27 protein-coding genes, 1 tRNA gene and 1 pseudogene are annotated in these 18,648 nt (G+C 67.5%); 2 read left to right on the forward strand and 27 right to left on the reverse strand.

Translation table 11 applies throughout. The annotated features are described in order from the left end of the window. Positions 1-78: 78 nt before the first annotated feature. The 24 genes and pseudogenes from LI337_RS07000 to LI337_RS07115 form a co-directional block, all read right to left on the reverse strand. A complete protein-coding gene (locus LI337_RS07000) occupies positions 79-576 on the reverse strand; it encodes an uL15m family ribosomal protein (protein WP_227229091.1) in 498 nt (165 codons plus the stop codon). Continuing rightward, entirely contained in the window at positions 576-1,040 is a 465-nt protein-coding gene (rpmD, locus tag LI337_RS07005; RefSeq protein ID WP_227229092.1) for a 50S ribosomal protein L30, read from the reverse strand. Before rpmD ends, LI337_RS07000 begins: the two co-directional genes overlap by 1 nt. Beyond that, positions 1,040-1,684: a 30S ribosomal protein S5 gene (locus LI337_RS07010; RefSeq protein WP_227229093.1), complete on the reverse strand. Its 645-nt coding sequence runs from the start codon at positions 1,682-1,684 to the stop codon at positions 1,040-1,042. Before LI337_RS07010 ends, rpmD begins: the two co-directional genes overlap by 1 nt. Then, the gene (locus tag LI337_RS07015) at positions 1,677-2,234 is read right to left on the reverse strand and encodes a 50S ribosomal protein L18 (RefSeq protein ID WP_227229094.1); all 558 of its coding nucleotides are present in this window, start codon (positions 2,232-2,234) and stop codon (positions 1,677-1,679) included. The genes LI337_RS07010 and LI337_RS07015 overlap by 8 nt, the downstream gene beginning before the upstream one ends. Then, on the reverse strand, positions 2,234-2,698 hold the full coding sequence (locus LI337_RS07020; protein WP_227229095.1) for a 50S ribosomal protein L19e: 465 nt from the start codon (positions 2,696-2,698) through the stop codon (positions 2,234-2,236). Before LI337_RS07020 ends, LI337_RS07015 begins: the two co-directional genes overlap by 1 nt. Continuing rightward, positions 2,695-3,402, reverse strand: coding sequence for a 50S ribosomal protein L32e (locus LI337_RS07025; protein WP_227229096.1), 708 nt, complete (start codon positions 3,400-3,402; stop codon positions 2,695-2,697). Before LI337_RS07025 ends, LI337_RS07020 begins: the two co-directional genes overlap by 4 nt. Then, positions 3,403-3,936 (reverse strand): 50S ribosomal protein L6, encoded by a 534-nt coding sequence (locus LI337_RS07030; RefSeq protein ID WP_227229097.1) that lies wholly within the window; start codon positions 3,934-3,936, stop codon positions 3,403-3,405. It lies immediately after the preceding gene. A gap of 2 nt (positions 3,937-3,938) precedes the next feature. Continuing rightward, positions 3,939-4,331: a 30S ribosomal protein S8 gene (locus LI337_RS07035; protein WP_227229098.1), complete on the reverse strand. Its 393-nt coding sequence runs from the start codon at positions 4,329-4,331 to the stop codon at positions 3,939-3,941. A 2-nt stretch (positions 4,332-4,333) separates the two neighbouring features. Next, positions 4,334-4,501 carry a 30S ribosomal protein S14 gene (locus tag LI337_RS07040; protein WP_227229099.1) on the reverse strand — a complete coding sequence of 56 codons (168 nt, stop codon included), beginning with the start codon at positions 4,499-4,501 and terminating at the stop codon, positions 4,334-4,336. Beyond that, positions 4,494-5,021 carry a 50S ribosomal protein L5 gene (locus LI337_RS07045; RefSeq protein ID WP_227229100.1) on the reverse strand — a complete coding sequence of 176 codons (528 nt, stop codon included), beginning with the start codon at positions 5,019-5,021 and terminating at the stop codon, positions 4,494-4,496. Before LI337_RS07045 ends, LI337_RS07040 begins: the two co-directional genes overlap by 8 nt. Continuing rightward, positions 5,018-5,725, reverse strand: a complete 708-nt coding sequence (locus LI337_RS07050; protein WP_227229101.1) for a 30S ribosomal protein S4e — start codon at positions 5,723-5,725, stop codon at positions 5,018-5,020. The genes LI337_RS07045 and LI337_RS07050 overlap by 4 nt, the downstream gene beginning before the upstream one ends. Beyond that, on the reverse strand, positions 5,718-6,074 hold the full coding sequence (gene rplX, locus LI337_RS07055; RefSeq protein WP_227229102.1) for a 50S ribosomal protein L24: 357 nt from the start codon (positions 6,072-6,074) through the stop codon (positions 5,718-5,720). Before rplX ends, LI337_RS07050 begins: the two co-directional genes overlap by 8 nt. 1 nt (position 6,075) lies before the next feature. Next, positions 6,076-6,474 carry a 50S ribosomal protein L14 gene (locus LI337_RS07060; protein WP_227229103.1) on the reverse strand — a complete coding sequence of 133 codons (399 nt, stop codon included), beginning with the start codon at positions 6,472-6,474 and terminating at the stop codon, positions 6,076-6,078. Next, a complete protein-coding gene (locus tag LI337_RS07065; protein WP_227229104.1) occupies positions 6,474-6,803 on the reverse strand; it encodes a 30S ribosomal protein S17 in 330 nt (109 codons plus the stop codon). Before LI337_RS07065 ends, LI337_RS07060 begins: the two co-directional genes overlap by 1 nt. Next, positions 6,794-7,354 (reverse strand): ribonuclease P protein component 1, encoded by a 561-nt coding sequence (locus tag LI337_RS07070; protein ID WP_227229105.1) that lies wholly within the window; start codon positions 7,352-7,354, stop codon positions 6,794-6,796. Before LI337_RS07070 ends, LI337_RS07065 begins: the two co-directional genes overlap by 10 nt. 6 nt (positions 7,355-7,360) lie before the next feature. Then, a complete protein-coding gene (gene rpmC, locus LI337_RS07075) occupies positions 7,361-7,573 on the reverse strand; it encodes a 50S ribosomal protein L29 (protein WP_227229106.1) in 213 nt (70 codons plus the stop codon). Further along, on the reverse strand, positions 7,574-8,506 hold the full coding sequence (locus LI337_RS07080) for a 30S ribosomal protein S3 (RefSeq protein ID WP_227229107.1): 933 nt from the start codon (positions 8,504-8,506) through the stop codon (positions 7,574-7,576). It lies immediately after the preceding gene. Next, positions 8,506-8,967 carry a 50S ribosomal protein L22 gene (locus LI337_RS07085; protein ID WP_227229108.1) on the reverse strand — a complete coding sequence of 154 codons (462 nt, stop codon included), beginning with the start codon at positions 8,965-8,967 and terminating at the stop codon, positions 8,506-8,508. The genes LI337_RS07080 and LI337_RS07085 overlap by 1 nt, the downstream gene beginning before the upstream one ends. A gap of 3 nt (positions 8,968-8,970) precedes the next feature. Further along, positions 8,971-9,393, reverse strand: coding sequence for a 30S ribosomal protein S19 (locus tag LI337_RS07090; protein WP_227229109.1), 423 nt, complete (start codon positions 9,391-9,393; stop codon positions 8,971-8,973). Beyond that, a pseudogene (locus LI337_RS07095) lies at positions 9,390-10,127 on the reverse strand (50S ribosomal protein L2); the annotation flags it as partial. The gene LI337_RS07090 and the pseudogene LI337_RS07095, both read right to left, overlap by 4 nt. After that, positions 10,114-10,365 (reverse strand): 50S ribosomal protein L23, encoded by a 252-nt coding sequence (locus LI337_RS07100; RefSeq protein ID WP_227229110.1) that lies wholly within the window; start codon positions 10,363-10,365, stop codon positions 10,114-10,116. The gene LI337_RS07100 and the pseudogene LI337_RS07095, both read right to left, overlap by 14 nt. Then, on the reverse strand, positions 10,362-11,108 hold the full coding sequence (rpl4p, locus tag LI337_RS07105) for a 50S ribosomal protein L4 (protein WP_227229111.1): 747 nt from the start codon (positions 11,106-11,108) through the stop codon (positions 10,362-10,364). Before rpl4p ends, LI337_RS07100 begins: the two co-directional genes overlap by 4 nt. 3 nt (positions 11,109-11,111) lie before the next feature. Then, complete coding sequence (locus LI337_RS07110; protein WP_227229112.1) at positions 11,112-12,128, reverse strand: 50S ribosomal protein L3; 1,017 nt, start codon at positions 12,126-12,128, stop codon at positions 11,112-11,114. A 4-nt stretch (positions 12,129-12,132) separates the two neighbouring features. Further along, positions 12,133-12,987 (reverse strand): RNA methyltransferase, encoded by an 855-nt coding sequence (locus LI337_RS07115; protein WP_227229113.1) that lies wholly within the window; start codon positions 12,985-12,987, stop codon positions 12,133-12,135. Positions 12,988-13,214: 227 nt separating this feature from the next. Between LI337_RS07115 and LI337_RS07120 the strand changes: the two genes are divergently transcribed. Together LI337_RS07120 and LI337_RS07125 are read left to right on the forward strand one after the other, a co-directional pair. Further along, a tRNA-Gly gene (locus LI337_RS07120) sits at positions 13,215-13,285 on the forward strand. 114 nt (positions 13,286-13,399) lie between these two features. Beyond that, complete coding sequence (locus LI337_RS07125; protein WP_227229114.1) at positions 13,400-14,317, forward strand: mechanosensitive ion channel family protein; 918 nt, start codon at positions 13,400-13,402, stop codon at positions 14,315-14,317. A 125-nt stretch (positions 14,318-14,442) separates the two neighbouring features. Here LI337_RS07125 and LI337_RS07130 read toward each other — a convergent pair whose 3' ends face one another. The 3 genes from LI337_RS07130 to LI337_RS07140 all read right to left on the reverse strand — a co-directional run bounded on the left by LI337_RS07130 (position 14,443) and on the right by LI337_RS07140 (position 18,545). After that, positions 14,443-15,504, reverse strand: a complete 1,062-nt coding sequence (locus tag LI337_RS07130; RefSeq protein ID WP_227229115.1) for a YihY/virulence factor BrkB family protein — start codon at positions 15,502-15,504, stop codon at positions 14,443-14,445. An 875-nt stretch (positions 15,505-16,379) separates the two neighbouring features. Continuing rightward, entirely contained in the window at positions 16,380-17,498 is a 1,119-nt protein-coding gene (locus LI337_RS07135; RefSeq protein ID WP_227229116.1) for a Cdc6/Cdc18 family protein, read from the reverse strand. Positions 17,499-17,645: 147 nt separating this feature from the next. Then, positions 17,646-18,545: a DUF368 domain-containing protein gene (locus tag LI337_RS07140; protein WP_264474972.1), complete on the reverse strand. Its 900-nt coding sequence runs from the start codon at positions 18,543-18,545 to the stop codon at positions 17,646-17,648. Positions 18,546-18,648: the final 103 nt, after the last annotated feature.

The following is an 18,648-nucleotide window of genomic DNA, read 5'->3' on the forward strand; positions in this document are numbered from 1 at the left end:
ACTAGCCCGGCGACGAACGACAACCGAGCGAGAAGCCGGCGGCTACCCGGGGGAAAGAACTGAGAAGTGTCGCGGGTGTTACTCGTCGTCGTCCGACTCGTCTTCGGCGTTGTCCGGCTCGAACGACGCTTCTTCGGCGCGCTCGGAGAGGTCGGCACTGCCGCCGGCCTGCTCCAGTTTGCCGACCGCGCTCGCGGAGAAGGCGTCGGCGACGACGTGCAGTTCCTGTCGCACGTCGCCGTTGCCGAGCACCTTCACCACGTCCGCCTCCCAGCCGTCCTCGGCCACGTCGCGGGCGTCGAGGTGGTAGGCGTCGCCGTCCTGCTCGGCCAGTCCGTCGGCAACGAGCAGCGCGGCGTCCTCGTCGAGTTCGCGGACGGTCACTTCGACGACCGTCTCCTGGGCCTCCTCGGGCCGCTTGAAGCCGCTCTTGCCGAGCGGCTCGTAGTTGTGGAACTCGTGTTTGTCGCGCCCGGCACGGCCGCGACCGCCGCGGTGGCCGGCACCACGCCGGTTCTTGTGCGTGCCGCCGCCGTGGGTGCGAGACCCGCGCTGGCGGTTCTTCTTGCTCGTCATTATCGCATCGCCTCCAGCAGCTCGTCGATCTGCTCGGTGGTGTGCTTGCCGAGCTGGCCGCCGCCCTTCGTGCCGTGTTTCAGGCCCTTGTGCCCGCCGCGCGGCGGGTGCAGGCGGAGGACCGGCGAGAGACCCTGCTCGCGCAGCGTCGTCTCCTCCTCGTAGAGCGCCTCGGCGAGCGAGGCGACGTCGTCGTAGTCGGTGTTGTCGGCGATCCACTCGTCGTCCACGTCGGCGGAGCCCTCGAGGGGCTCGGCACGCGTCGCGACGAGCGTCTCGACCGTCTCCAGACTCGGCTGGCCGTGGGCCACCCAGTCGTTCACCTTGTTCACCATGCCACGGTACGTGTCCGTCTCCGGCACGAACGTACAGTGGTTGACGGCGTGGACGTTCAGCATGTCGAGGGTGTCCTGCACCTTGTCGCTGATGTCCACTTCGCCGCGGATCTGGACGACTGCCTGCATCACTCGATCACCTCTCGCTGTTCGAGTGCGTGCTGGGGCACGCGCGCCTCGGCGGTGTTCCGGAGCGCGAGGAACGTCGCCTTCGCGAAGTTCACGGTGGTCCGGGTGTTCCCGGAGGAGCGCGTCCAGATGTCCTCGATGCCCGCGAGTTCCAGCACGTTGCGGACCGTCTCACCGCCCGCGAGACCGAGGCCACGCGGGGCGGGGAGTAGTTCGACCTCGACGCTGCCGGCCTTGCCGGTCGTCTTGAGTGCGACGGTGTGGGGGCGCCCACAGCCACACTCCCACGACCCACAGCCACGGGAGACGTCGATGATGTTCAGCTTGGCCACGTCGATGGCCTTCTGGATGGCAGAGCCTACCTGGTCGTCGCGGGCCTCGGCGTAGCCGACGAAGCCGTCGCGGTTGCCGACGGCGACGACACACCGGAACTTGACCCGGCGACCGGAGTCGGTCATCCGCTGGACCATGTTGATGTCCAGCACCTCGTCGTCGAGCCCCGGGAGGAGCTGGTCGACGACCTCCGCCTCCTTCAGCGGCAGGCCCGTCTGCAGGGCCTGTTCCATCGAGTCGATCTCGCCGTCCTGTACCTTGCGGCCGAGGCGCGTCCGCGGCACCCAACCGTCGTTGTAGTTGTTACTCATGGTCCTCCGTCAGTCGCTCTCGCACGTCGTCGAAGTGCGCGGGGAGCTCCGTCGCGTCGAAGTCTCCGCCGTACAGCGGCTCGTCGAGAGACTCGGCGTACTCGGCGATGTGCTCGCCGCGATTCCGCGACCAGTCCGCCAGCACGCTGTCGTTGTGCGGGATCTCGACGCCCGCGTCGATTGCACCTTCCTGTACCGCGAACACCTTGTTGCCGGGTGTCGCCGTGTTGAGACCGATGTCGAGGACCGCCTCCTCGACACCCGCCTCCAAGGCTCGGAGTCCCGCGAGGTACCCCGTCAGGTACGCACTCGGCAGGTTCCCCGTGGGAGCCTCCCAGCCGTACTCGGCGAGGTCCGCCGACGTGGCGGTCGCGTGGGTCTCGTCGCCCTGTGGTCCGGGGGTGACCAGCTGCGCCCTGACGTGCTTGTTGCTCACGCGAGCGACAAGGCGGGGCTTGCCCGATTTCAGCAGGCGCAACCTCTGGTGGTAGTCCGTCCGGACCTCACGGCGACGACGCATCGGCACCTTGTATCTAGGTCCTGTTGCCATCAGTCGTCGCCTCCGAGGGTGACATCGTAGTTGTTCTGCACGTACGCTTCGAGTCGGTCCACGCTGTCGAACTCGCCGCCGGACGCCTTGTTGTAGAGGGTCCGGTACTGCGAGGGCGAGAGCGTCCCGTCGTCGCGCAGTTCACGCAGGCGACGGCGCTGGGCGCGGATCCGACCGATCCATGCCTTCTTCTTGTTCTCCCGGCCGCCGGCACGCCCCTTCTGGGTGCCGGCACCGGTCCGGTGGCCGTAGTTCTTCTTGTCCGCTCGCTCGCGGGCCCGGCCACGGGAGTTGTTCGACGCGTCCTTGACGCGGATCGTCCCCGCGTCGACCAGGTCGCGGATGTCCTCGCGGGTGATCGCTTCCGCGATCTCGGCCTGCTCGTCCGGGTCGAACCAGACGCGGCCTTTGCCGACGTCGAGGATGTCCGACGCCATCCGTTTCTGTGCGCTCAGGTCGGTCATTCCTCTACCTCCACTTCGACGTAGGTCGGGTTGAGGACGCGGATCTCCTCGTCCTCACAGACTTCTTCGATGCGCTCGCGTTTGCGCGCGCCGACACCACCGGCGATGCGGACCGCCTGCGTGTCCCCGTCCACGCCGTCGAGGTCGTCGACGTTGTGGACGTGAACCTCCTCGAAGCCCGAGGGGTGCAGGTCGCGGGCGGCCTTCGGCGTGCGGTAGCCCGCCTCGACCTTCGGGCCCTTGCCCTTGATACCCCGTCGCTGCTTCGAGAGCCCACCGCGCGGCTTCCGCCACGAGGTCGGCGTCCGCTTCTTCTTGTGGTAGTCCTGCCGGTTGAACTGCGGCTTGCCCTCGCGGTGCTTCTGTGCGAGCGCACGGGCCGTGTCGTCGTCCAACTCGGGCGTCTTGTCGGCGTGGCCGCGGGGACGCAGTTCGGTCTCCACGTCCTCGTCGGCCTCCTCGACGTCCTCCTCGGTGTCGTCTTCGACCTCGGCCTCCGTCTCCTCGGAGACTTCGAGGCCGCCGACGTCGGCCTTGATCCGGGCCGCCAGCGCGTTGCCGATACCCTCGACGTTCGCCAGTTCCGACTGGCTCGCCGCCTTCACGTCCTCGACGGTCTCGTAGCCCGCGTCGCGGAGCTTCTCCGCCTTCGAGGGGCCGACACCGCTGATGTCTTCGAGTTCCTGCGGTTCGTCGTCTGCCATCTAGGCACCTCCTTTCGGCTTCTCTGTGATGTAGACGCCGTCCTGGAAGACGCGGGTGTCCTTGTCGGTCACGCGCGTCAACTGTTCGATGTCGGCGGCGGTCTGGCCCACGGCCTCCTTGTCGGGGCCGCTGAGGGTGACCTCCTCGCCGTCGACCTGTACCTCCGTGTCGCCCCGGATCTGCGTTCGTCGCGGGGCCTTCTCGCCGAGGAAGTTGTTGATGACGACCTCGTCACCCTCCACGTTCACCTGCATCGGGAAGTGAGCGTAGAAGACCTCCATCTGGTAGGACCAGCCTTCGGTGACCCCGTGGAACATGTTCTCCACGTGGCTCTCGAAGGTGCCCATCGTCGCCGTCGTCTTCGCGTCCTCCGTGTCGGAGGCGATGACGACGTGGTCGTCTTCCACCGACACCGACACGTCCGGGTACCACAGGCGGCGAGTGACCTCGCCGTTGGGACCCGAGACTGTCAGGTCGAGGTGGTCGACCTCGGCGGACACGTCTTCCGGAATTTCGAGTTCGATTCGACTCATCGTTAGTACACGTATGCGATTATCTGACCACCGATGCCCGCTTCGCGGGCCTCGTAGTGGCTCATGACGCCGTGGCTGGTCGTGACGACGAGGGCCCCGTAGTCGCGGGCCGGGAGATAGCGCTTCTCCCACTTCTCGTACTCGTCGGCAGTCGCCGAGTAGCGCGGCTTCACCGCGCCGCACTCGTTGATGGCGCCTTTCAGTTCGACCTCGAACTGGCCGGCCTTGCCGTCGTCTACGAACTCGAAGCCGTCGACGTAGCCCCGGTCGTAGAACACCTCCAGCACGTTGCCGATCAGGTTCGAGGCGGGCTGGACCGTGTGGGCGAGATGCCCGACACTCTCGGCGTTGTTCACACCGGAGAGCGCGTTGGATAGTGGGTCGTTGCCTGCCATTGTTATCGATACTTCTTGAAGCCCATCTTCGGGGCGATCTCTCGGAAGCACTGTCGGCACAGCCAGATGTCGTACTTGCCGACGAGTCCTTGCTTCCGGGCACAGCGCTGACACTCGTGCTGGTCACCAGTGCGCTGGCTCGCGTGTTCGCCCGTCTCTGATTCACTCATTGTCGTCCTCCACTGTGACGCCGAACGTCGATTCGACGAACGCGACGGCGTCGGCTGCGGTCAGTCGGTGGCTCGACGGGATCGAGCGGGTCACCTGGTCGCGCTTCGCGACGCGGTAGCCCGGCCGGACGAGGTTGACCGTCACGTCCAGCCCGTAGATCCCGATCTGCGGGTCGTACTCCTGACTCGGGAAGTCGGTGTGTTCCTCGACGCCGAAGCTGAAGTTGCCGTTCTCGTCGAACTGGCGCGCCGACAGCGGCGTGAACTCCAGTGCCGTCTGGAGGAACTCGTGGGCGTCCTCGCCGCGAAGGGTGACCTTCGCGCCGACGGGCGTGCCCTTCCGGACGCCGAAGTCCTGGCCTGCGCGGCCGGACGTGGTCCGGACGCTCTCCTGGCCGGTGACGGCTTCGAGGATGTCCTCGGCCTTCTGGAGTTCGCGCCCACCTTCGCCGACGCCCATGTGGACGACGACCTTCTCGATGCGCGGTTCGCGCATCTCGTGGAACTGTGCCTCGCTCATTCGTCGTCACCTCCGCCGGTGAAGTTCTCGTCGATCACGACGACGTAGTCCTCGACCGTCTCGAACTCGCCGTCGTCCTGTTCGACGCGGACGATGTTCGGACCGCTCGACGGCGTGACGGTGATCTCCGCGATCTCGCCGATCTCGCCGGCGTGTTCGCCGTCGACGGCGGTCACCAGCGCACCCTCCTCGTAGGCGAAGTGCGCGACGACCTCCTTCGTGTCGTTGTCGATGACGAGCGAGTCCTTCGTGTCGTAGTCGTCGTCCTCGCCGACGCGGAGGTTCGAGCCGTCGTGGAACTGGAGCTGGACCGCTCCGCCCTTGACGTGCTGCTTGCCGACGATCTTCGCCAGCCGACTGTCTGCGGCGTCGGCGTCGATGGGGGTCAGCGCCAGCCGACCGCCCTGGTCGGGGAAGATGCGGTAGTACTCGTCGCGCTCGGTGAAGGCGAGGATGTCGAACATCCCCACTGGGCGGGACTCGTCGCTGATCGGCTGGCCGTTGATCAGGACGCTCCCCTCGTTGAGCGCGTAGCGCGCCTCCTTCTTCGAGTCGACGTAGCCCAGCACGTCCCGCAGCAGGATGATGAGGGGGACCCCCTCCTGGCCGTGCGGGCCGGCACCGGACTTCACCGTGAACGTCTCGCCTTTGCGTTCGATCGGCCACGAGTTCGGGGCCGAGAGTCGTTTCTGATGGTTACTCATCGTCACCCTCCAGTCGCGCCGTGCGGCGGTCGTCTTCGAGCTCGAGCTCGGTCACGCGGACGTTGCTCGTGTCGAGGGGTCGGGGGGTCTCCTCGCCGTCCGCCTTCTCGACGGTCACGTCTTCGACGTGGATGACGGCGGCCTTGAGGTCGACCTTCAGCACTTCGCCCTCCTCCCCGGCGTGGTCGCCGCGGAGGACCTCGACGGTGTCGCCCGCGTTGACGCGGACGTTACGCTGGCCGTACTCCTCGCGGAGGTCGTCGGACAGCGTGGCCCGCACCTGTTTCTGCCGCTCGTGGAGCGACGCGGACTCCGTTCGGTTTCGCTGTTTGCGTGGTTGTCGTGTCATACTATACGATCATCGTTGCCGTGCTCGCGATGCTACCGAACCGCTCGGCGACCTCGCGCGCGATGGGGCCTTTGATCTCGCTCCCTCGCGGTTCTTCCACGTCGTCGATGATGACGGCGGCGTTGTCCTCGAACTTCAGCCGCTGGCCGTCCGGTCGGCGGATCGACTTCCGCTGGCGGACGATCACGGCTTCGAGGACCTGACGGCGCATCTCCGGCGTCCCCTTCGTGACGGAGACGGTCACCTTGTCACCGATGCCCGCCTTGGGCTGTCGGTTCTTGGTGCCGGAGTAGCCCGCGACGCTGATAACCTTCAGCTCGCGCGCGCCGGTGTTGTCCGCACACGTGATGAGCGACTCGCGGCCCAGGCCACGGGTGACGTCGGCTTTCAGCGCCTCCATCACTCGTCACCTCCCGCGACTCGTTCCACCACGACGTGGGACTTGGTCTTCGAGAGCGGTCGTGTCTCTGCGATACGAACCGTGTCGCCCTCCGCCAGCTCCACACAGGGTGGGGCGTGGGCGGGGATGCGACTACGCCGCTTCATGTAGCGGTCGTACTTCGGGACGCGAACGTCGTATTCGCGTTCCACGATGACGGTCTTTGTCATGTCTGTGGAGGCGACTCTGCCTTCGAGCGTCTGTCCTCGCACGGAAAGCGATCCGTGGAACGGACAGTTCTCGTCGGAGCAGGCCTCCTCCGGTTCCGTTACGTTCAGTCCTAGCGCCATTTCGAATCACCAGTTGTTTCGGTGCGTCGGGCGGGTCGTGAGAGCAGTCGTGCGCCATCCACCGTAACGTAGGTCGCGCCCTCGCAGTCCTCCGAGGCCAGCGCCGACTCCGTGTCGACACCGGTCTCCGAGGAGCCTCCCGGCGAGCCAGACTGCCGGCGGCGGACCGCCGAAGTTTCCGACTCCCGTTTGGACGCGCCCCCGGCGACCTTGCGGTCACCGGCGGCTTCATCTGTGCGCTCCGGGTGCATCCCGGAGCGATCATCTGTGCGCGCCGGCCTGACGCCGGCGCGTTCATCTGTGTACTCGCGCGCGGCGACCGGCCCAGCGGTCGCCGACTTCCTGTCGTCACCCGGCAGGGCGAACTGGAACGTCGCGCCCTGCTTTTGCACCTGCCGCACCCGAGTCCCGTCGTCCACGTGGAGCGTCCCACGCGTCTCGATCACGACACGCCCAGCTATCCCGACGAGGTCGGGGTTGCTGGCGTCGACGACCTCCACTCGGAGGCCGTTGAGTTCGTGTCGTGTGAGGGTCTCGGGTGTGATCGGCATCGTGGGTTACTCGTCGTCGAGATCGTCTTCTTCGCGCTGGATCGTCTTGATCCGCGCGATCGTCTTCTTCAGCTCGCCGACGCGACCGGGGTTCTCCGGCGCGCCACCGGCGGCCTGCACTGCCTTCGCGTTCAGCAGTTCCGTCTCGAGTTCCTCGAGTTCTGCCTGCCGTTCGGCGGGCGTCATGTCGCGGATCTCTTCGGTGTAGAGGATCGCCATCTACTGGTCCTCCTCGTCTTCGTCGTCTTCCATCTCGGCGATCAGGTCGGCGGCTTCCGCCTCGACCTCCTCGTCGAGTTCGTCCAGTTCCTCCTCGATGTCGGCGGCGTCGGGGGTGTCGACCTCCTCCTCGGCGGCGACCGGCGTCTCGCCGGTCTGCTCGACGACCTCCTCGACGACCTCCTCGTCGATCACGTCGTCCGGCTCGCCGCCGAACTCGGGGCCGTCCTCGGTCGGCTCCTCGTCGGAGACGTCCGGAACCTCCTCCGGTTCCTCCTCGAGCAGGTCCTCGACGCCACCCTCCGGGGCGGTCTCCTGCTCGACGGCCTCGACTTCCACGTCCTCGTGGATCTCGAAGTCGTCGGGCAGCTCCGCACCCGGCGGGATGATCTTCACGTCGACACCGATGGTGCCGAGCTTCATCACGGCGACGCCCTTGCCGCGGTCCACGACGGACTGGGCCGGCTCGCCGTTGTGCTTGATGTAGCCACGGTTGAACTTCTCCACGCGCGAGCGCGCCCCCGTGACCTTCCCGCTCAGGACGATCTCGGCACCGAGCGCGCCGGCGTCCATGATGCGGTCGATGGTCGTGTGACCCGCCTTCCGGAAGTACCAGCCACGCTCCAGTGCGTTGGCCAGTCGGTCGGCGACGATCTGGGCGTTCAGGTCCGGCTCGTCGACCTCCTGCACGTCGATCTGGGGGTCGTCGAGGTTGAAGCGGTCTTCGAGCTCCTTCGTGACCTTCCGGATGTTCTTCCCGCCCTTGCCGATCACCATGCCGGGCTTCTCGGCCTTCAGGACGATCTGGGTTCCCATCGGCGTCTTCGCGACGTCCATCCCGCCGTAGCCGGCGCGACCGAGTTCGTCGGCGAAGAACTCGTCGATCTGGGAGCGCTGAAGCCCGTCCTCGATGAACTGGTGTTCGTCAGCCATTATTCCTCGACCTCCTCGAGTACGAGTTCGATGTCACAGAGCGTAGTGTTCCACGGGTCGGCCCGCCCCATCGCGCGGGGTTTGCGACCCTGCCGCTCGCCGACCTTGTGGGCGGCGACGTGCATGATCTCCATCGACTCGCCGTCGAAGCCCTGCTCGTCGGCGTTGTTCTTGGCGTTCTCGATGAGCTTCAGCATCTCCTTGGATGCCTTCTCCGGGTAGCGACCGGCGTCCCAGCCGTCGATGTCGCTCCGGTGGCCCATCCCGCTGTTGTGCTGTCGGAACGGAACCGAACGCTCGCCGTCGATCACCGCGTGGAGGTACGCCTCCGCGTCGGCGACCGTCTCGCCCTTGATCGCGCGGGCCACGGCCTTGCTGTGCTTCAGACTCACGGACCGATCTCGGAGCATCGCTTTCGCGGTCGTGTCCGGGTCGGTCTCGACGCTGTAGTTGATTCCCATGGCTTACTTGAGTGGCACGAACTTCGAGGACCGGGTCGCGCCGATGCCCGCCTGTCCGTGTTCGACCGACGTTCGGGTCAGTTGGAACTCGCCGAGGTAGTGTCCGATCATCTCGGGCTGGATCTCGACGCGCTGGAACTCCTGTCCCTGGTACACCGAGAAGGTCAGGCCGACGAACTCCGGCAGGATCGGCGTGTCACGCAGATGCGTGCGGATCGGGTCGTTGGCCGTCTCCTCGGCGGTCGCGTCCGCGATCTTCTCGAGGAGCTTCTCGTGTTCGACCGTGAGTCCTCGTTCGATGGTTCGCCGCTGGCGTGCGGGCAGCAGTTCCACGACCTCGTCTCGCTCCATGTCCTGCAACTCGTCGAGCGTGTAGCCACGGTAGGTGAACTCACCCTCGCGGCCGGTTCGGTACTCGGAACTCATTTGTTACCTCCGCGCCCGGTCCGCTTGGACGCGATGTCGCCGACCTTCCGGCCCGGCGGTGCGTTCCGCGAGACGGACTTCGGCTTGCCGGGGTGCTGGCGGCCACCGCCACCGAACGGGTGGTCGACGGCGTTCATCGCCACACCCCGAACGCGGGGCCACTTGGTCCCGCGTGCTTTCATCTTGTGGTACTTCTTCCCAGCCTTCACGTACGGCTTCTCCGTCCGCCCACCGCCGGCGACGACGCCGATGGTGGCCCGGCAGTCCGGGTTGAGGCGCTTGACCTCGCCCGACGGCAGTTTGACGACCGCGACCTTCCGGTCGTGGGTCAACAGCTGTGCCGAAGTCCCCGACGCGCGGGCGAACTTGCCGCCGTCGCCGGGCTTCGACTCCACGTTACAGACCGGGACCCCTTCGGGAATCTCGGCCAGCGGGAGCGTGTTGCCGGGCTTGATCTCGGCGGAGACGCCGACCTGCAACTGCTCGCCGACGGTGATGCCCTCGGGGGCCAGCACCAGTCGGCGGTCGCCGTCCTCGAACTCGACGGCCGCGACCGGTGCAGACCGGGCGGGGTCGTGTTCGATGTCGACGACCTCGCCGGCGACGAGGTCGGACTCCTCTGCCTTCTTGTGCTGGAGATCGCTCTTGTAGCGGTGCGAGGGGGCACGGAACGTCGGCCCACCGCGTCCGCGTCGTTGTCCTTGGATTCTGCGTCCCATCTCAGAACACCCCGATTCGGGAGGCGACTTCCTGTGCGTCGTCGTCCTCTCCGAGTCTGACGGTTGCTTTCTTCCGACCCTTCGCGGTGACCTGCGTGTTCACCTTGACGACGCCGACCTCGTAGCGCTCTTCGACCTCCGAGGCGATCTCGGGTTTCGTGGCGTCCATGTGGACGATGAACTGGAGCTTGTTGTCGAAGTCCATCTGGTTCATCGCCTTCTCCGTGACGAGGGGATGCTCGATGACGCTCATCGGCCAGCCACCTCCTCGAGGGCGGACTCGGTGAAGACGGTCAGTCGTCCCGCGTGCGTGCCGGGCGCGAGGTCCTCCGCGTTGACCTCGCTCGCGGTCACCACGTCGGCACCGGCGAGGTTCCGCGCCGCCTTCGACGGCTCCTCGCTGGTGACGAACAGGATCGACTTCGGTCGTTTGTACTTGCGACCGCGGAGCTTCCCCTGTCCGGCCTTCACCTTGCGGTTGTTCTCGGAGCGCTCGATGTCGCCGTGGACACCGACTGCGTCGAGGAACGAGACGACCTCCTGCGTCTTCAGCAGGTCCTCGAACTCGTCGCTCACGACGAGCGGGAGGTCGAGGTCGTCGTCGAACTGGTGGCCGCGCTCGGCGACCAGTTCCGGGTTCGCGGTGGCCGCGATGGCCGACCGAATCGCCAGTTGGCGCTCCTTCTTGTTGATCGACTTGCCCTGTTCCTTCTCGGCTTTCGGCGGGTGGGCCTTGCGCCCACCGACGGTCTGGGGGACCCGCGCGCCCTGTCCGTTCTCACGGGGGACGTGGGCCATCCCGCGACCGCTGCCCATCGACTCTGCCGGCGTCCGCATGCCGGCGTACTCGTCGGCACCGTAGGCCTGTTTCCGGTTTGCCTGTGCGGCGAGCACGGCCCGTCGAATGAGGTCCGGCCGGTAGGCCGTCTCGAAGACCTCGGGCAGGTCGACGGTGCCCGACTCCTCGCCGTTCAGGTCGCGTACTGTAGCGTTCATTGGTTATCCCTGGTTCGATGCGGTCGAGACGTAGCGCACCTCGGGGTCGAGGCGCGGCTGGTCGTTCGGCCGGATGGCCGGGCGGAACCGCAGGAGCCGCTTGTTCGGTCCCGGCAGCGAACCCTTCACCAAGGCGTACGGGCCGTCGATCTCGCCGTAGTTGACGAACCCGCCGTCGACCGACGGCTCGTCGCCGTCGCCGAAGTCGATCAGGCGCTTGTTGAGTTCGGTTCGCTGGTGGTAGCCGGTCTGTCCCTGCTGGGGCACGGTCGAGCGCACTCGGCTCGGATTCCACGGGCCGAGGTTCCCGATGCGTCGCCGCCACCCCTGTCGGGCGTGTTTGCCCTTCCGCTTCTGGACGCCCCATCGCTTGACGGGACCTTGGGTACCCTTCCCTTTCGTGATCCCGGACACGTCCAGATACTCGCCCGCACGGAACACGTCGCTCATCGCGTGTTCGCCCCCGTCTTCGACGAGGTCGAGCGCGAAGTCGGCGCGTTCCTGCAGGCTACCGCCGCCGACGCGCGTCTCCATCACGTCGGGCTTCTTCTTCGGGACGTTGCCGACGCTCGCGGGCACCGTGTGGGTGATGACCCGGAGGTCGTCGACCTCGCCCGCCTCGAGGGCGGCACGGAGGTCGTCTGCGTCGTCCGCGAAGCTGTCTTCGGCCGGGAGGTCGAGCGTCCGGTCGAGTTCCTCGTGGAACTCGTCCGTCCAGACCTCGGTGACCGGCTTCGATCCGTACGCCGTCTGTTCGTAGGCCCGCAGGGCGACTGCCCGCATCGGGGGCGTCTCGACGACCGTGACGGGGACCGACTCCTCCATCCCCTCGCGCGGGGAGTTGGATTCGTCGTTGACCAGCACGACGTGGGTCATCCCGGCCTTGTAGCCGGCGAACCCCTGCAGTGCTGGTGACCCGTCGTCGTCGGGCCACGAACGGAAGCGCGGGACTTCGTCGTCCGCACGCGTTCGCGGGCCGTAGCCCATCGAGCCTTTGCGTGGTCTGCTTGGTTGTGGCATGTGTTCACTCCGTGAGTGTCAGGGACGCGAGCGACGCGAACATCGCTTCCTCCGTTCGCACCACCCCGCTTCCCTGTCGCGGAATCGTATTCAGCCAGAGGTCGAACCCCGCAGGACCGGGTTCGACGTTCTCGGCTCCGTCCCACCGCGGTCGGTGGGCGGTCACGTCCTCGACTGACACGTCGAGGATCTCCGGAAGCCCTCTCTCGGGCGACCCGAACGCGACTGTCATGTCGCGGTCGGCCCGGCCGGCCAGTGTCGCCAGCCGCGAGACGGACAGTTCCTGCCCGTGTCGCGACGTGGCGATCCGCACACCGGCACCCTCACGGCCGAGTGCTTCCGGGAGGTCCACGCGTTCGACGACGAACCCCGGGGGGTCGCCGTCCACGATTCGCGCGCGGACCGGTTCTCTCGAAGAGACCCTGATGGTGACGCGCTCCCCCACCTCGACCCCGTCGGGGGCGAAGAGGGAGATCGGGTGTTGCAGTCCGCAATTGACCCGAACGCGGCCGTCAGGTCCGACCTCGGTCACGATTCCCTGTCTCAGCTCCGATCCCTCCGGATCGGAACCGGTCTCCGTGAGCGCGCGGAGCGGCGGCAAGACACCGACGTACTCCAGTTCGTCCCGGACGCCCCACGCCTCCTTTCGGAGGTACGGCGGCGTCGCGGCGTACCGCAAGACGGTGTCGACGAACCCGCCGCCCCACCGACCCTCGCCTTCCCGGTCCGGGAAGACACAGAGGCGATCCGCCCGAAACACCGTCGCCGCGCGGGCGACGTAGCCGAGTTTGCGGGTCGCCTCCCGCTTGTCTTCGGCTTCTCGGACGAGGGACGACGGCACGAGTACGCTGAGTGTCATGCCGTCACTTCCACGCTCTCACGAGACTGTACCCGAATTTCCCGAGCCTCACCTAAAAGGGTAGCGGAAGCAGTTCGGCCCTGCGACGGGTTCACACCCCCGGATTCGGCCGAATCGTGTGGCGCTCTCTCGTGGGACGCGACCCCACGAGATCGCTCGATTTTCGCCCCGATTCGGAAGCCTTATGAACGAAACCGTCGTTAGCTGTGGATGCGCAGAAGCGTGATGCGCTGGTAGTGTAGTGGTATCACGTGACCTTGCCATGGTCACAACCTGGGTTCAAATCCCAGCCAGCGCACTTCTCTCACTCTCGATTTCTCCAGCGATGGGTCCGTCCTCGGGGGCGGGTTCACGACGGTCGACCCGGACAACCGTGAGATGACTTATCTTGCTGGTCGTCGTCGTCGCGCGCATGGTAGCGAACCACTACGGTGTCCTGCTCCAGCAAGGCTTCCCGACCACGGTCGGCGAACTCCTCGCCCGGTACGGCGACGCACTCGTCTCGTTCGCGGTGACGGTCGTGATCTTCGTCGTCTCGTTTCTCGTGTTGTACCTCGTCGGCCGGCCGGTCCTGGTCCGCGTGACGAGACGCGCGCTCGGTGCCCGCGACTTCTCACCGGCGGTCGTCAGTCTCGCGGCCAGCATCGCCGGGGTGTTCGCACTCGTCGGCGCGTTCGGTCTCGCGGCGGCGGTGGCCGGCTTCGGTGCCGTTCTCGCCGCCTTCGCCACGCTCACCGGCGCACTCGCGCTGGCGGTCGGCTTCGCCGCACAGGACCTCATCGCCAACTTCGTCGCCGGCGTCTTCATCCTGAAAGACGAGCCGTTCGAGGTGGGCGACTACATCGAGTGGAGCGGCAACGGCGGCATCGTCCGGGAGATTCAGCTCCGGGTGACGAAGCTCGACACCTTCCAGAACGAACAGCTGACGGTCCCGAACGCGGACCTCGCGAGCGCGGTCGTGAAGAACCCCGTCGCCAACGACACCCGGCGGGTCGACGTCGAGTTCGGCATCGAGTACGACGCCGACGTCGACCGCGCCCGGTCGATCATCCTCGACGCGGCCGCCGCTGTCGACGGTGTCCTCGACGACCCCGAGCCGGCAGTGCCGGTCACCGCGCTGGGCGACTCGGCGGTCGTTCTCACGGCTCGGGTGTGGATCGACCCGGCAGAGACGGGCGCGGGCGGCGTGACCCACGCGCTCTTGGAGGACGTGAAGGCTCGCTTCGACGCCGAGGGCGTCGGGATGCCGTACCCGTACACCGAACTCACCGGGACCATCGGCGTCGAGTCGCTCGACTCGGTGTCGGGCGCGGAACCGGCAGACGACTGAGCGACGCGTGCCGGACGCGGTGGCGGGGAGACGCACACCGGACGCGGTGGCGCGGTCCCCCGTCTCGTGGGGGACTCGACCCGTCTCCGGTCACGTCTCACACGACTCCTCGCCGTATCTCACCGTTACTGGTCGTCGGCGTCCGCGCCGGTCCGCCACCGAAGCCGGAGTTCCACGTCGCCGTCGGACTGGACCGCGCCGTCGGCGAACGCCGAGTCACCGATCGACACCTCGGCGTCGGTAGGCGCGTCGAGCACCACGGCGTCGTCGTCGTCCACGGCGACCGACAGGCGACGGCCGTCGCCGAGTCGGGCCTGTAGCTGACGAAGCTGTCGCAGGAGTCGGTCGCGCTCTGCGCGTTTCTCGGTCGGCGTGACACCGCCGAAGACGGGGTCGACGTTCACGTCCGCGCTCCGGTTGGCGAGGACGGCGTTCACGACCGCGCCGAGCAGGATGACGAGGCCACTGAAGTAGAGCCACGTCAGCAGGAGGACGATGCCGGTCACGACGCCGGCCTCGTCGGGGTTGCGGTACGAGAGGTAGAACTGGAAGACGGACTCGAAGAGGGTCAGTCCGACCGCCGCGAGGACCACGCCGGGGACGATCTCGCGCACGGTCACGTCGCTGTCGGGGAAGATGTAGTACATCGGCAGGAACGTCACGACGAGGCCGCCGACGAACAGGAGTCGCCGGACGAGAGAGAGCAGTGGGTCGCCGGTCGCGGGGAAGACGCTGTTGACGACCACGCCGCCGAGGATGGCGACCGCGAAGGTACCCAGCACGACCACGCCGTCGCCGACCTGATCGAGGAAGGTGTTCTCGGCTTCCGACTCGTAGATGTCCGAGAAGGCCTGATCCAGCCCACGGAAGATGCGCAGGGTCCCCCAGATCAGCACGGCCCCGCCGATGATCGAGGCCGACAACGACCCGCGTGTAGCGGAGAGTTCGTCCACGATGACCTCGCCGGCCCCGCGCGTCAGCACCGACTGGGTGAGGCGGAGGAAGGCGTCGACGAGCGACTGGTCGCCGAAGGTGGAGATGGCCGCCAGCACCAAGACGAGGATGGGGAGCAGCGAGAGAAAGGCGTGGTAGGCGATGCTCCCGGCCATGAACGTGAGGTTCTCGGCGCGCACCTCGTGGACGATGGCGCGGGCGAGGGTGACGACGCGGTCGCGAGTCGGTAGCATCGTGGCTACCGGAGGGTGGGAGGGTACTAAGCTTCGGTGGACTGGCTGGATGCCGGGTGAGTGTGTGGTGTCGGCGCGAGGTCGGCGGAATCGGTCTGTGGCGTGAACTCTGTCGAGTCGGTCGCGGACGACGAGAGGAGGTGAAAGCCCCCGGCCCCTTTGAGTCCCACCCGTCGAACTCTGCGACCCATCGTGCAACTCGCGGTGGACCAGTCGCTTTCAGCGTGCGCGCCTCCCTGCGACCGTCGGCGTGCCTGAGGCGGCCTCACGCCGCCGAAGTGCCCGAGATGAACGCGCGCCAGCCCGTTCGACTGGTGGGTGTGATGTGAGTCGGACCCTCCGGTCAGGTGTTGCGGTGCGGTGCTGTCGGCGCGCGCGGCTTGACGCGTGCGAGGGAGGGGTCGCGGGCGGTGCGGAGAGCGTCCTCGTGAGGGAACCGAACGAGGGCTGGCAAGAGCTTCGCTCTTGCTCTGACCCCGAGGCTGGGGAGGTTCGAGGTGCTGTCGCGGTCGCGGTGCGGTTCCTCGCGCTAGCAATCGTAGCGGTGCTGTCGTGGTCGCGGTCTGCGGTGCTGTCGCGGTCGCGGTCTGCTGTGCTGTCGTGGTCGCGGTCTGCGGTGCTGTCGCGGTCGCGGTCTGCGGTGCTGTCGTGGTCGCGGTCTGCGGTGCTGTCGGCGGTCTGCTGTGCTGTCGTGGTCGCGGTCTGCGGTGCTGTCGTGGTCGCGGTCTGCGGTGCTGTCGCGGTCGCGGTCTGCGGTGCTGTCGGCGGTCTGCTGTGCTGGCACGGTCACGGGTCGCAACGCGGTCGCAGTAGCTATCGCGGATGCTGATCTGATTACCGCCGACAGTCACGACACACGTACCGTCGAAACCATCTCACGACCGGAGTTTCCGATAGACAAGCGTCGGGAAGCGCGGCACGACGCCGCTCGGTCCGTGTTCGTTCTCGCCGATCTCGACGCGCTGGAGGATGCCGTCTTCCGCGAGTTCGTAGAGGAACCGGGTCACCGTGCCCGCCGAGAGGTCCATGTCCGCCGAGACCGTCTTGGCGATGGTCTCGATACTCCCCGACGCGCCACCCTCCAGCAGGGCGTCGAGCACCGCCTGTCGGTTCTCCGGGAGCGAGAGGACCCGACCGACCGGGACGCCGTCACGGGGGACACCCTCCATCCCGCGTCTGACGTGGCGGACCGACAGGTTCGGCATGTCCTCGTGGTCCGCGATCGTCGCCGCGCCGAACAGCGCCGACAGCGCGTCGCTCGCGTCGCCCTCCGCCCAGTCCGCGATACGCTCGGCGGTTCCCTGTGCCAGTCCGCCGCGGAGCCCGCGCGACCCACGGGACATGAGCACCTCGGTCAGCATCGAGTCGCGGTACGCCGACACCGGGAGCGAGGGGACCGCGTCGTCCGCGACCCGCGAGACCGTCACGGTCGTCACGGGGCCGTCGACCGACGCGAACAGGTCCCGCGCGCGTTGCGGGGTCGGCGTCCGAGGCTCCGCGAGGTGATCCAGCGCGACGACCAGTCTCCGGTGAGAGCCGAGTTCGTCGCTCAGCTTCGAGCGGAGCGTCTCCGTGCTGACGCCGCGTTCCGGCACCGAGTCGTCGCGGACCGAGGCGAGCACCGCCCGGTAGACCCGGAAGGGACTCGCCGCTCGCCGGGCGTCCACGCAGACGAACTCGACGTCCCGATCCGCGCCGTTGGCGCGCGTCGTCGTCTGGATCGGTGCGTGCGCGCCGCCGAGTTGGGTCGAGAGTTCCGAGAACAGGCCGACCAGCACCGCCGACTTCCCGGTCCCGCCCGGGCCGTGGACGTGGAAGTCAGCGGGGAGGTCGCCCGAGAAGACCGGTTCCAGGCGATCCAGCAGGCGCTCTAGGACTGCTCCGCGTCCAACCGGCGAGTCCGGGTGAACGACGGGGGAGAGCGAACTCCACGCCGTCACGAGGCGGTCGTCGTCGACCGCCCGCCTGCGCGCGACGCGCTCGGGGAGGTCCATCACCGGATTCATGCGTCAGCGCGGTATAATCCTATCCCTCGCGCCTGCGACACTCGTCATCGTACCTTCGACTCGGGCCTGACGACCGTGAAGTTGACGGATCGTGGTCACCGATGGGACGCTCCCGGCGACCGCCGAGAGCGTCGATCAGTAGTCGATACCGCCGGCGTAGCGGTCGATCATCACGACGAGGACGACACCGACGACGCCCGCGACGGCGAACGTCCCGAGGGCGGTCGGCGTCCACGACCGGCCCGCCTCCGTGAGCGCGACCGACGACTGGACGACCGGCGCGCGCAGTGCCCCGGCGATCAGGCTGACGAGGAACGCGAGTGTCGGCTCCCGGTAGGTCGCCAGGGCCTTCCGAACCGCGTGCGCGACGGTGAACAGGCCGACGACCGCGCCGGCGATGAACGCCACCACGGTCGCGCCGGCCGACAGCACGGTGTCGAGGCTCCCGCCCGTGAGCAGTCCGAGCAGTCCGTCGACGAACGACTGCAACTGGCCGGTCATGAAGTCGTACTGGCCGATGAGCACGAGCAACAGCGACCCCGAGACGCCCGGCAGGATCATCGCGCTGACGGCGAGCGCCCCCGCGAAGAAGGTGACGGCCGGCCCGGACTGGAGCGCGGCGCTCGCCTGTCCGGAGACGACGAAGGCGAGGACGAACCCGGCGACCGCCGCGCCGCGTTCGACCCACGTGTCGAGACCGACCTCGGCGTACAGCACCAGCGCGGACGCGCCGATCAGCCCGAAGAACAGCCCGTAGGTCGGCACGGGAACCGTCGTCAGCGCCCAGTGTGCGACCCGCGTGATGGTGACGATGGCGGTGAAGATACCGGTCCCGAGCACGACGAGAAACAGCGCGTCCATCTCCCGGAGCGCCTGCCAGCCGTCGCGTCGACCGGACGGCGTGAGCCCCCGCAGGACCGCGAGAATCCGGTCCGGGTCGACGGCGGTGATCGCCGAGATCAGTCGCTCGTAGATGCCGACGATCATGGCGATGGTGCCGCCGGAGACGCCGGGGATGGCGTCGGCGGTCCCCATACAGAGGCCGCGCAGGTAGACACCGACCCAACTGTCGCCGTCGGCGGACTCCACCGACTCGGTCGACTCGGCCGCCGTCACGGCCGATCACCAGACTGGAGGG

This window comes from Salinirubrum litoreum (assembly GCF_020567425.1).
In the GTDB taxonomy this organism is placed as follows: domain Archaea; phylum Halobacteriota; class Halobacteria; order Halobacteriales; family Haloferacaceae; genus Salinirubrum; species Salinirubrum litoreum.

Excerpts from the sequence above, each read along its gene's own strand:
- LI337_RS07025 (WP_227229096.1), bottom strand. The coding sequence starts at position 3,402 with ATGGCAGACGACGAACCGCAGGAACTCGAAGACATCAGCGGTGTCGGC.
- LI337_RS07115 (WP_227229113.1), bottom strand. The coding sequence starts at position 12,987 with ATGACACTCAGCGTACTCGTGCCGTCGTCCCTCGTCCGAGAAGCCGAA.
- LI337_RS07015 (WP_227229094.1), bottom strand. The coding sequence starts at position 2,234 with ATGGCAACAGGACCTAGATACAAGGTGCCGATGCGTCGTCGCCGTGAG.
- LI337_RS07060 (WP_227229103.1), bottom strand. The coding sequence starts at position 6,474 with ATGGAGGCGCTGAAAGCCGACGTCACCCGTGGCCTGGGCCGCGAGTCG.
- LI337_RS07020 (WP_227229095.1), bottom strand. The coding sequence starts at position 2,698 with ATGACCGACCTGAGCGCACAGAAACGGATGGCGTCGGACATCCTCGAC.
- LI337_RS07110 (WP_227229112.1), bottom strand. The coding sequence starts at position 12,128 with ATGCCACAACCAAGCAGACCACGCAAAGGCTCGATGGGCTACGGCCCG.
- LI337_RS07030 (WP_227229097.1), bottom strand. The coding sequence starts at position 3,936 with ATGAGTCGAATCGAACTCGAAATTCCGGAAGACGTGTCCGCCGAGGTC.
- LI337_RS07135 (WP_227229116.1), bottom strand. The coding sequence starts at position 17,498 with ATGGACCTCCCCGAGCGCGTCGCGCGCAGGCGGGCGGTCGACGACGAC.
- LI337_RS07080 (WP_227229107.1), bottom strand. The coding sequence starts at position 8,506 with ATGGCTGACGAACACCAGTTCATCGAGGACGGGCTTCAGCGCTCCCAG.
- rpl4p (WP_227229111.1), bottom strand. The coding sequence starts at position 11,108 with ATGAACGCTACAGTACGCGACCTGAACGGCGAGGAGTCGGGCACCGTC.
- LI337_RS07050 (WP_227229101.1), bottom strand. The coding sequence starts at position 5,725 with ATGAGTAACCATCAGAAACGACTCTCGGCCCCGAACTCGTGGCCGATC.
- LI337_RS07065 (WP_227229104.1), bottom strand. The coding sequence starts at position 6,803 with ATGGCGCTAGGACTGAACGTAACGGAACCGGAGGAGGCCTGCTCCGAC.
- LI337_RS07130 (WP_227229115.1), bottom strand. The coding sequence starts at position 15,504 with ATGCTACCGACTCGCGACCGCGTCGTCACCCTCGCCCGCGCCATCGTC.
- LI337_RS07085 (WP_227229108.1), bottom strand. The coding sequence starts at position 8,967 with ATGGGAATCAACTACAGCGTCGAGACCGACCCGGACACGACCGCGAAA.
- LI337_RS07090 (WP_227229109.1), bottom strand. The coding sequence starts at position 9,393 with ATGAGTTCCGAGTACCGAACCGGCCGCGAGGGTGAGTTCACCTACCGT.
- LI337_RS07000 (WP_227229091.1), bottom strand. The coding sequence starts at position 576 with ATGACGAGCAAGAAGAACCGCCAGCGCGGGTCTCGCACCCACGGCGGC.
- LI337_RS07040 (WP_227229099.1), bottom strand. The coding sequence starts at position 4,501 with ATGAGTGAATCAGAGACGGGCGAACACGCGAGCCAGCGCACTGGTGAC.
- LI337_RS07125 (WP_227229114.1), top strand. The coding sequence starts at position 13,400 with ATGGTAGCGAACCACTACGGTGTCCTGCTCCAGCAAGGCTTCCCGACC.
- LI337_RS07100 (WP_227229110.1), bottom strand. The coding sequence starts at position 10,365 with ATGAGCGTCATCGAGCATCCCCTCGTCACGGAGAAGGCGATGAACCAG.
- rpmD (WP_227229092.1), bottom strand. The coding sequence starts at position 1,040 with ATGCAGGCAGTCGTCCAGATCCGCGGCGAAGTGGACATCAGCGACAAG.
- rpmC (WP_227229106.1), bottom strand. The coding sequence starts at position 7,573 with ATGGCGATCCTCTACACCGAAGAGATCCGCGACATGACGCCCGCCGAA.
- LI337_RS07140 (WP_264474972.1), bottom strand. The coding sequence starts at position 18,545 with ATGGGGACCGCCGACGCCATCCCCGGCGTCTCCGGCGGCACCATCGCC.
- LI337_RS07010 (WP_227229093.1), bottom strand. The coding sequence starts at position 1,684 with ATGAGTAACAACTACAACGACGGTTGGGTGCCGCGGACGCGCCTCGGC.
- LI337_RS07070 (WP_227229105.1), bottom strand. The coding sequence starts at position 7,354 with ATGCCGATCACACCCGAGACCCTCACACGACACGAACTCAACGGCCTC.
- LI337_RS07035 (WP_227229098.1), bottom strand. The coding sequence starts at position 4,331 with ATGGCAGGCAACGACCCACTATCCAACGCGCTCTCCGGTGTGAACAAC.
- LI337_RS07045 (WP_227229100.1), bottom strand. The coding sequence starts at position 5,021 with ATGAGCGAGGCACAGTTCCACGAGATGCGCGAACCGCGCATCGAGAAG.
- rplX (WP_227229102.1), bottom strand. The coding sequence starts at position 6,074 with ATGACACGACAACCACGCAAACAGCGAAACCGAACGGAGTCCGCGTCG.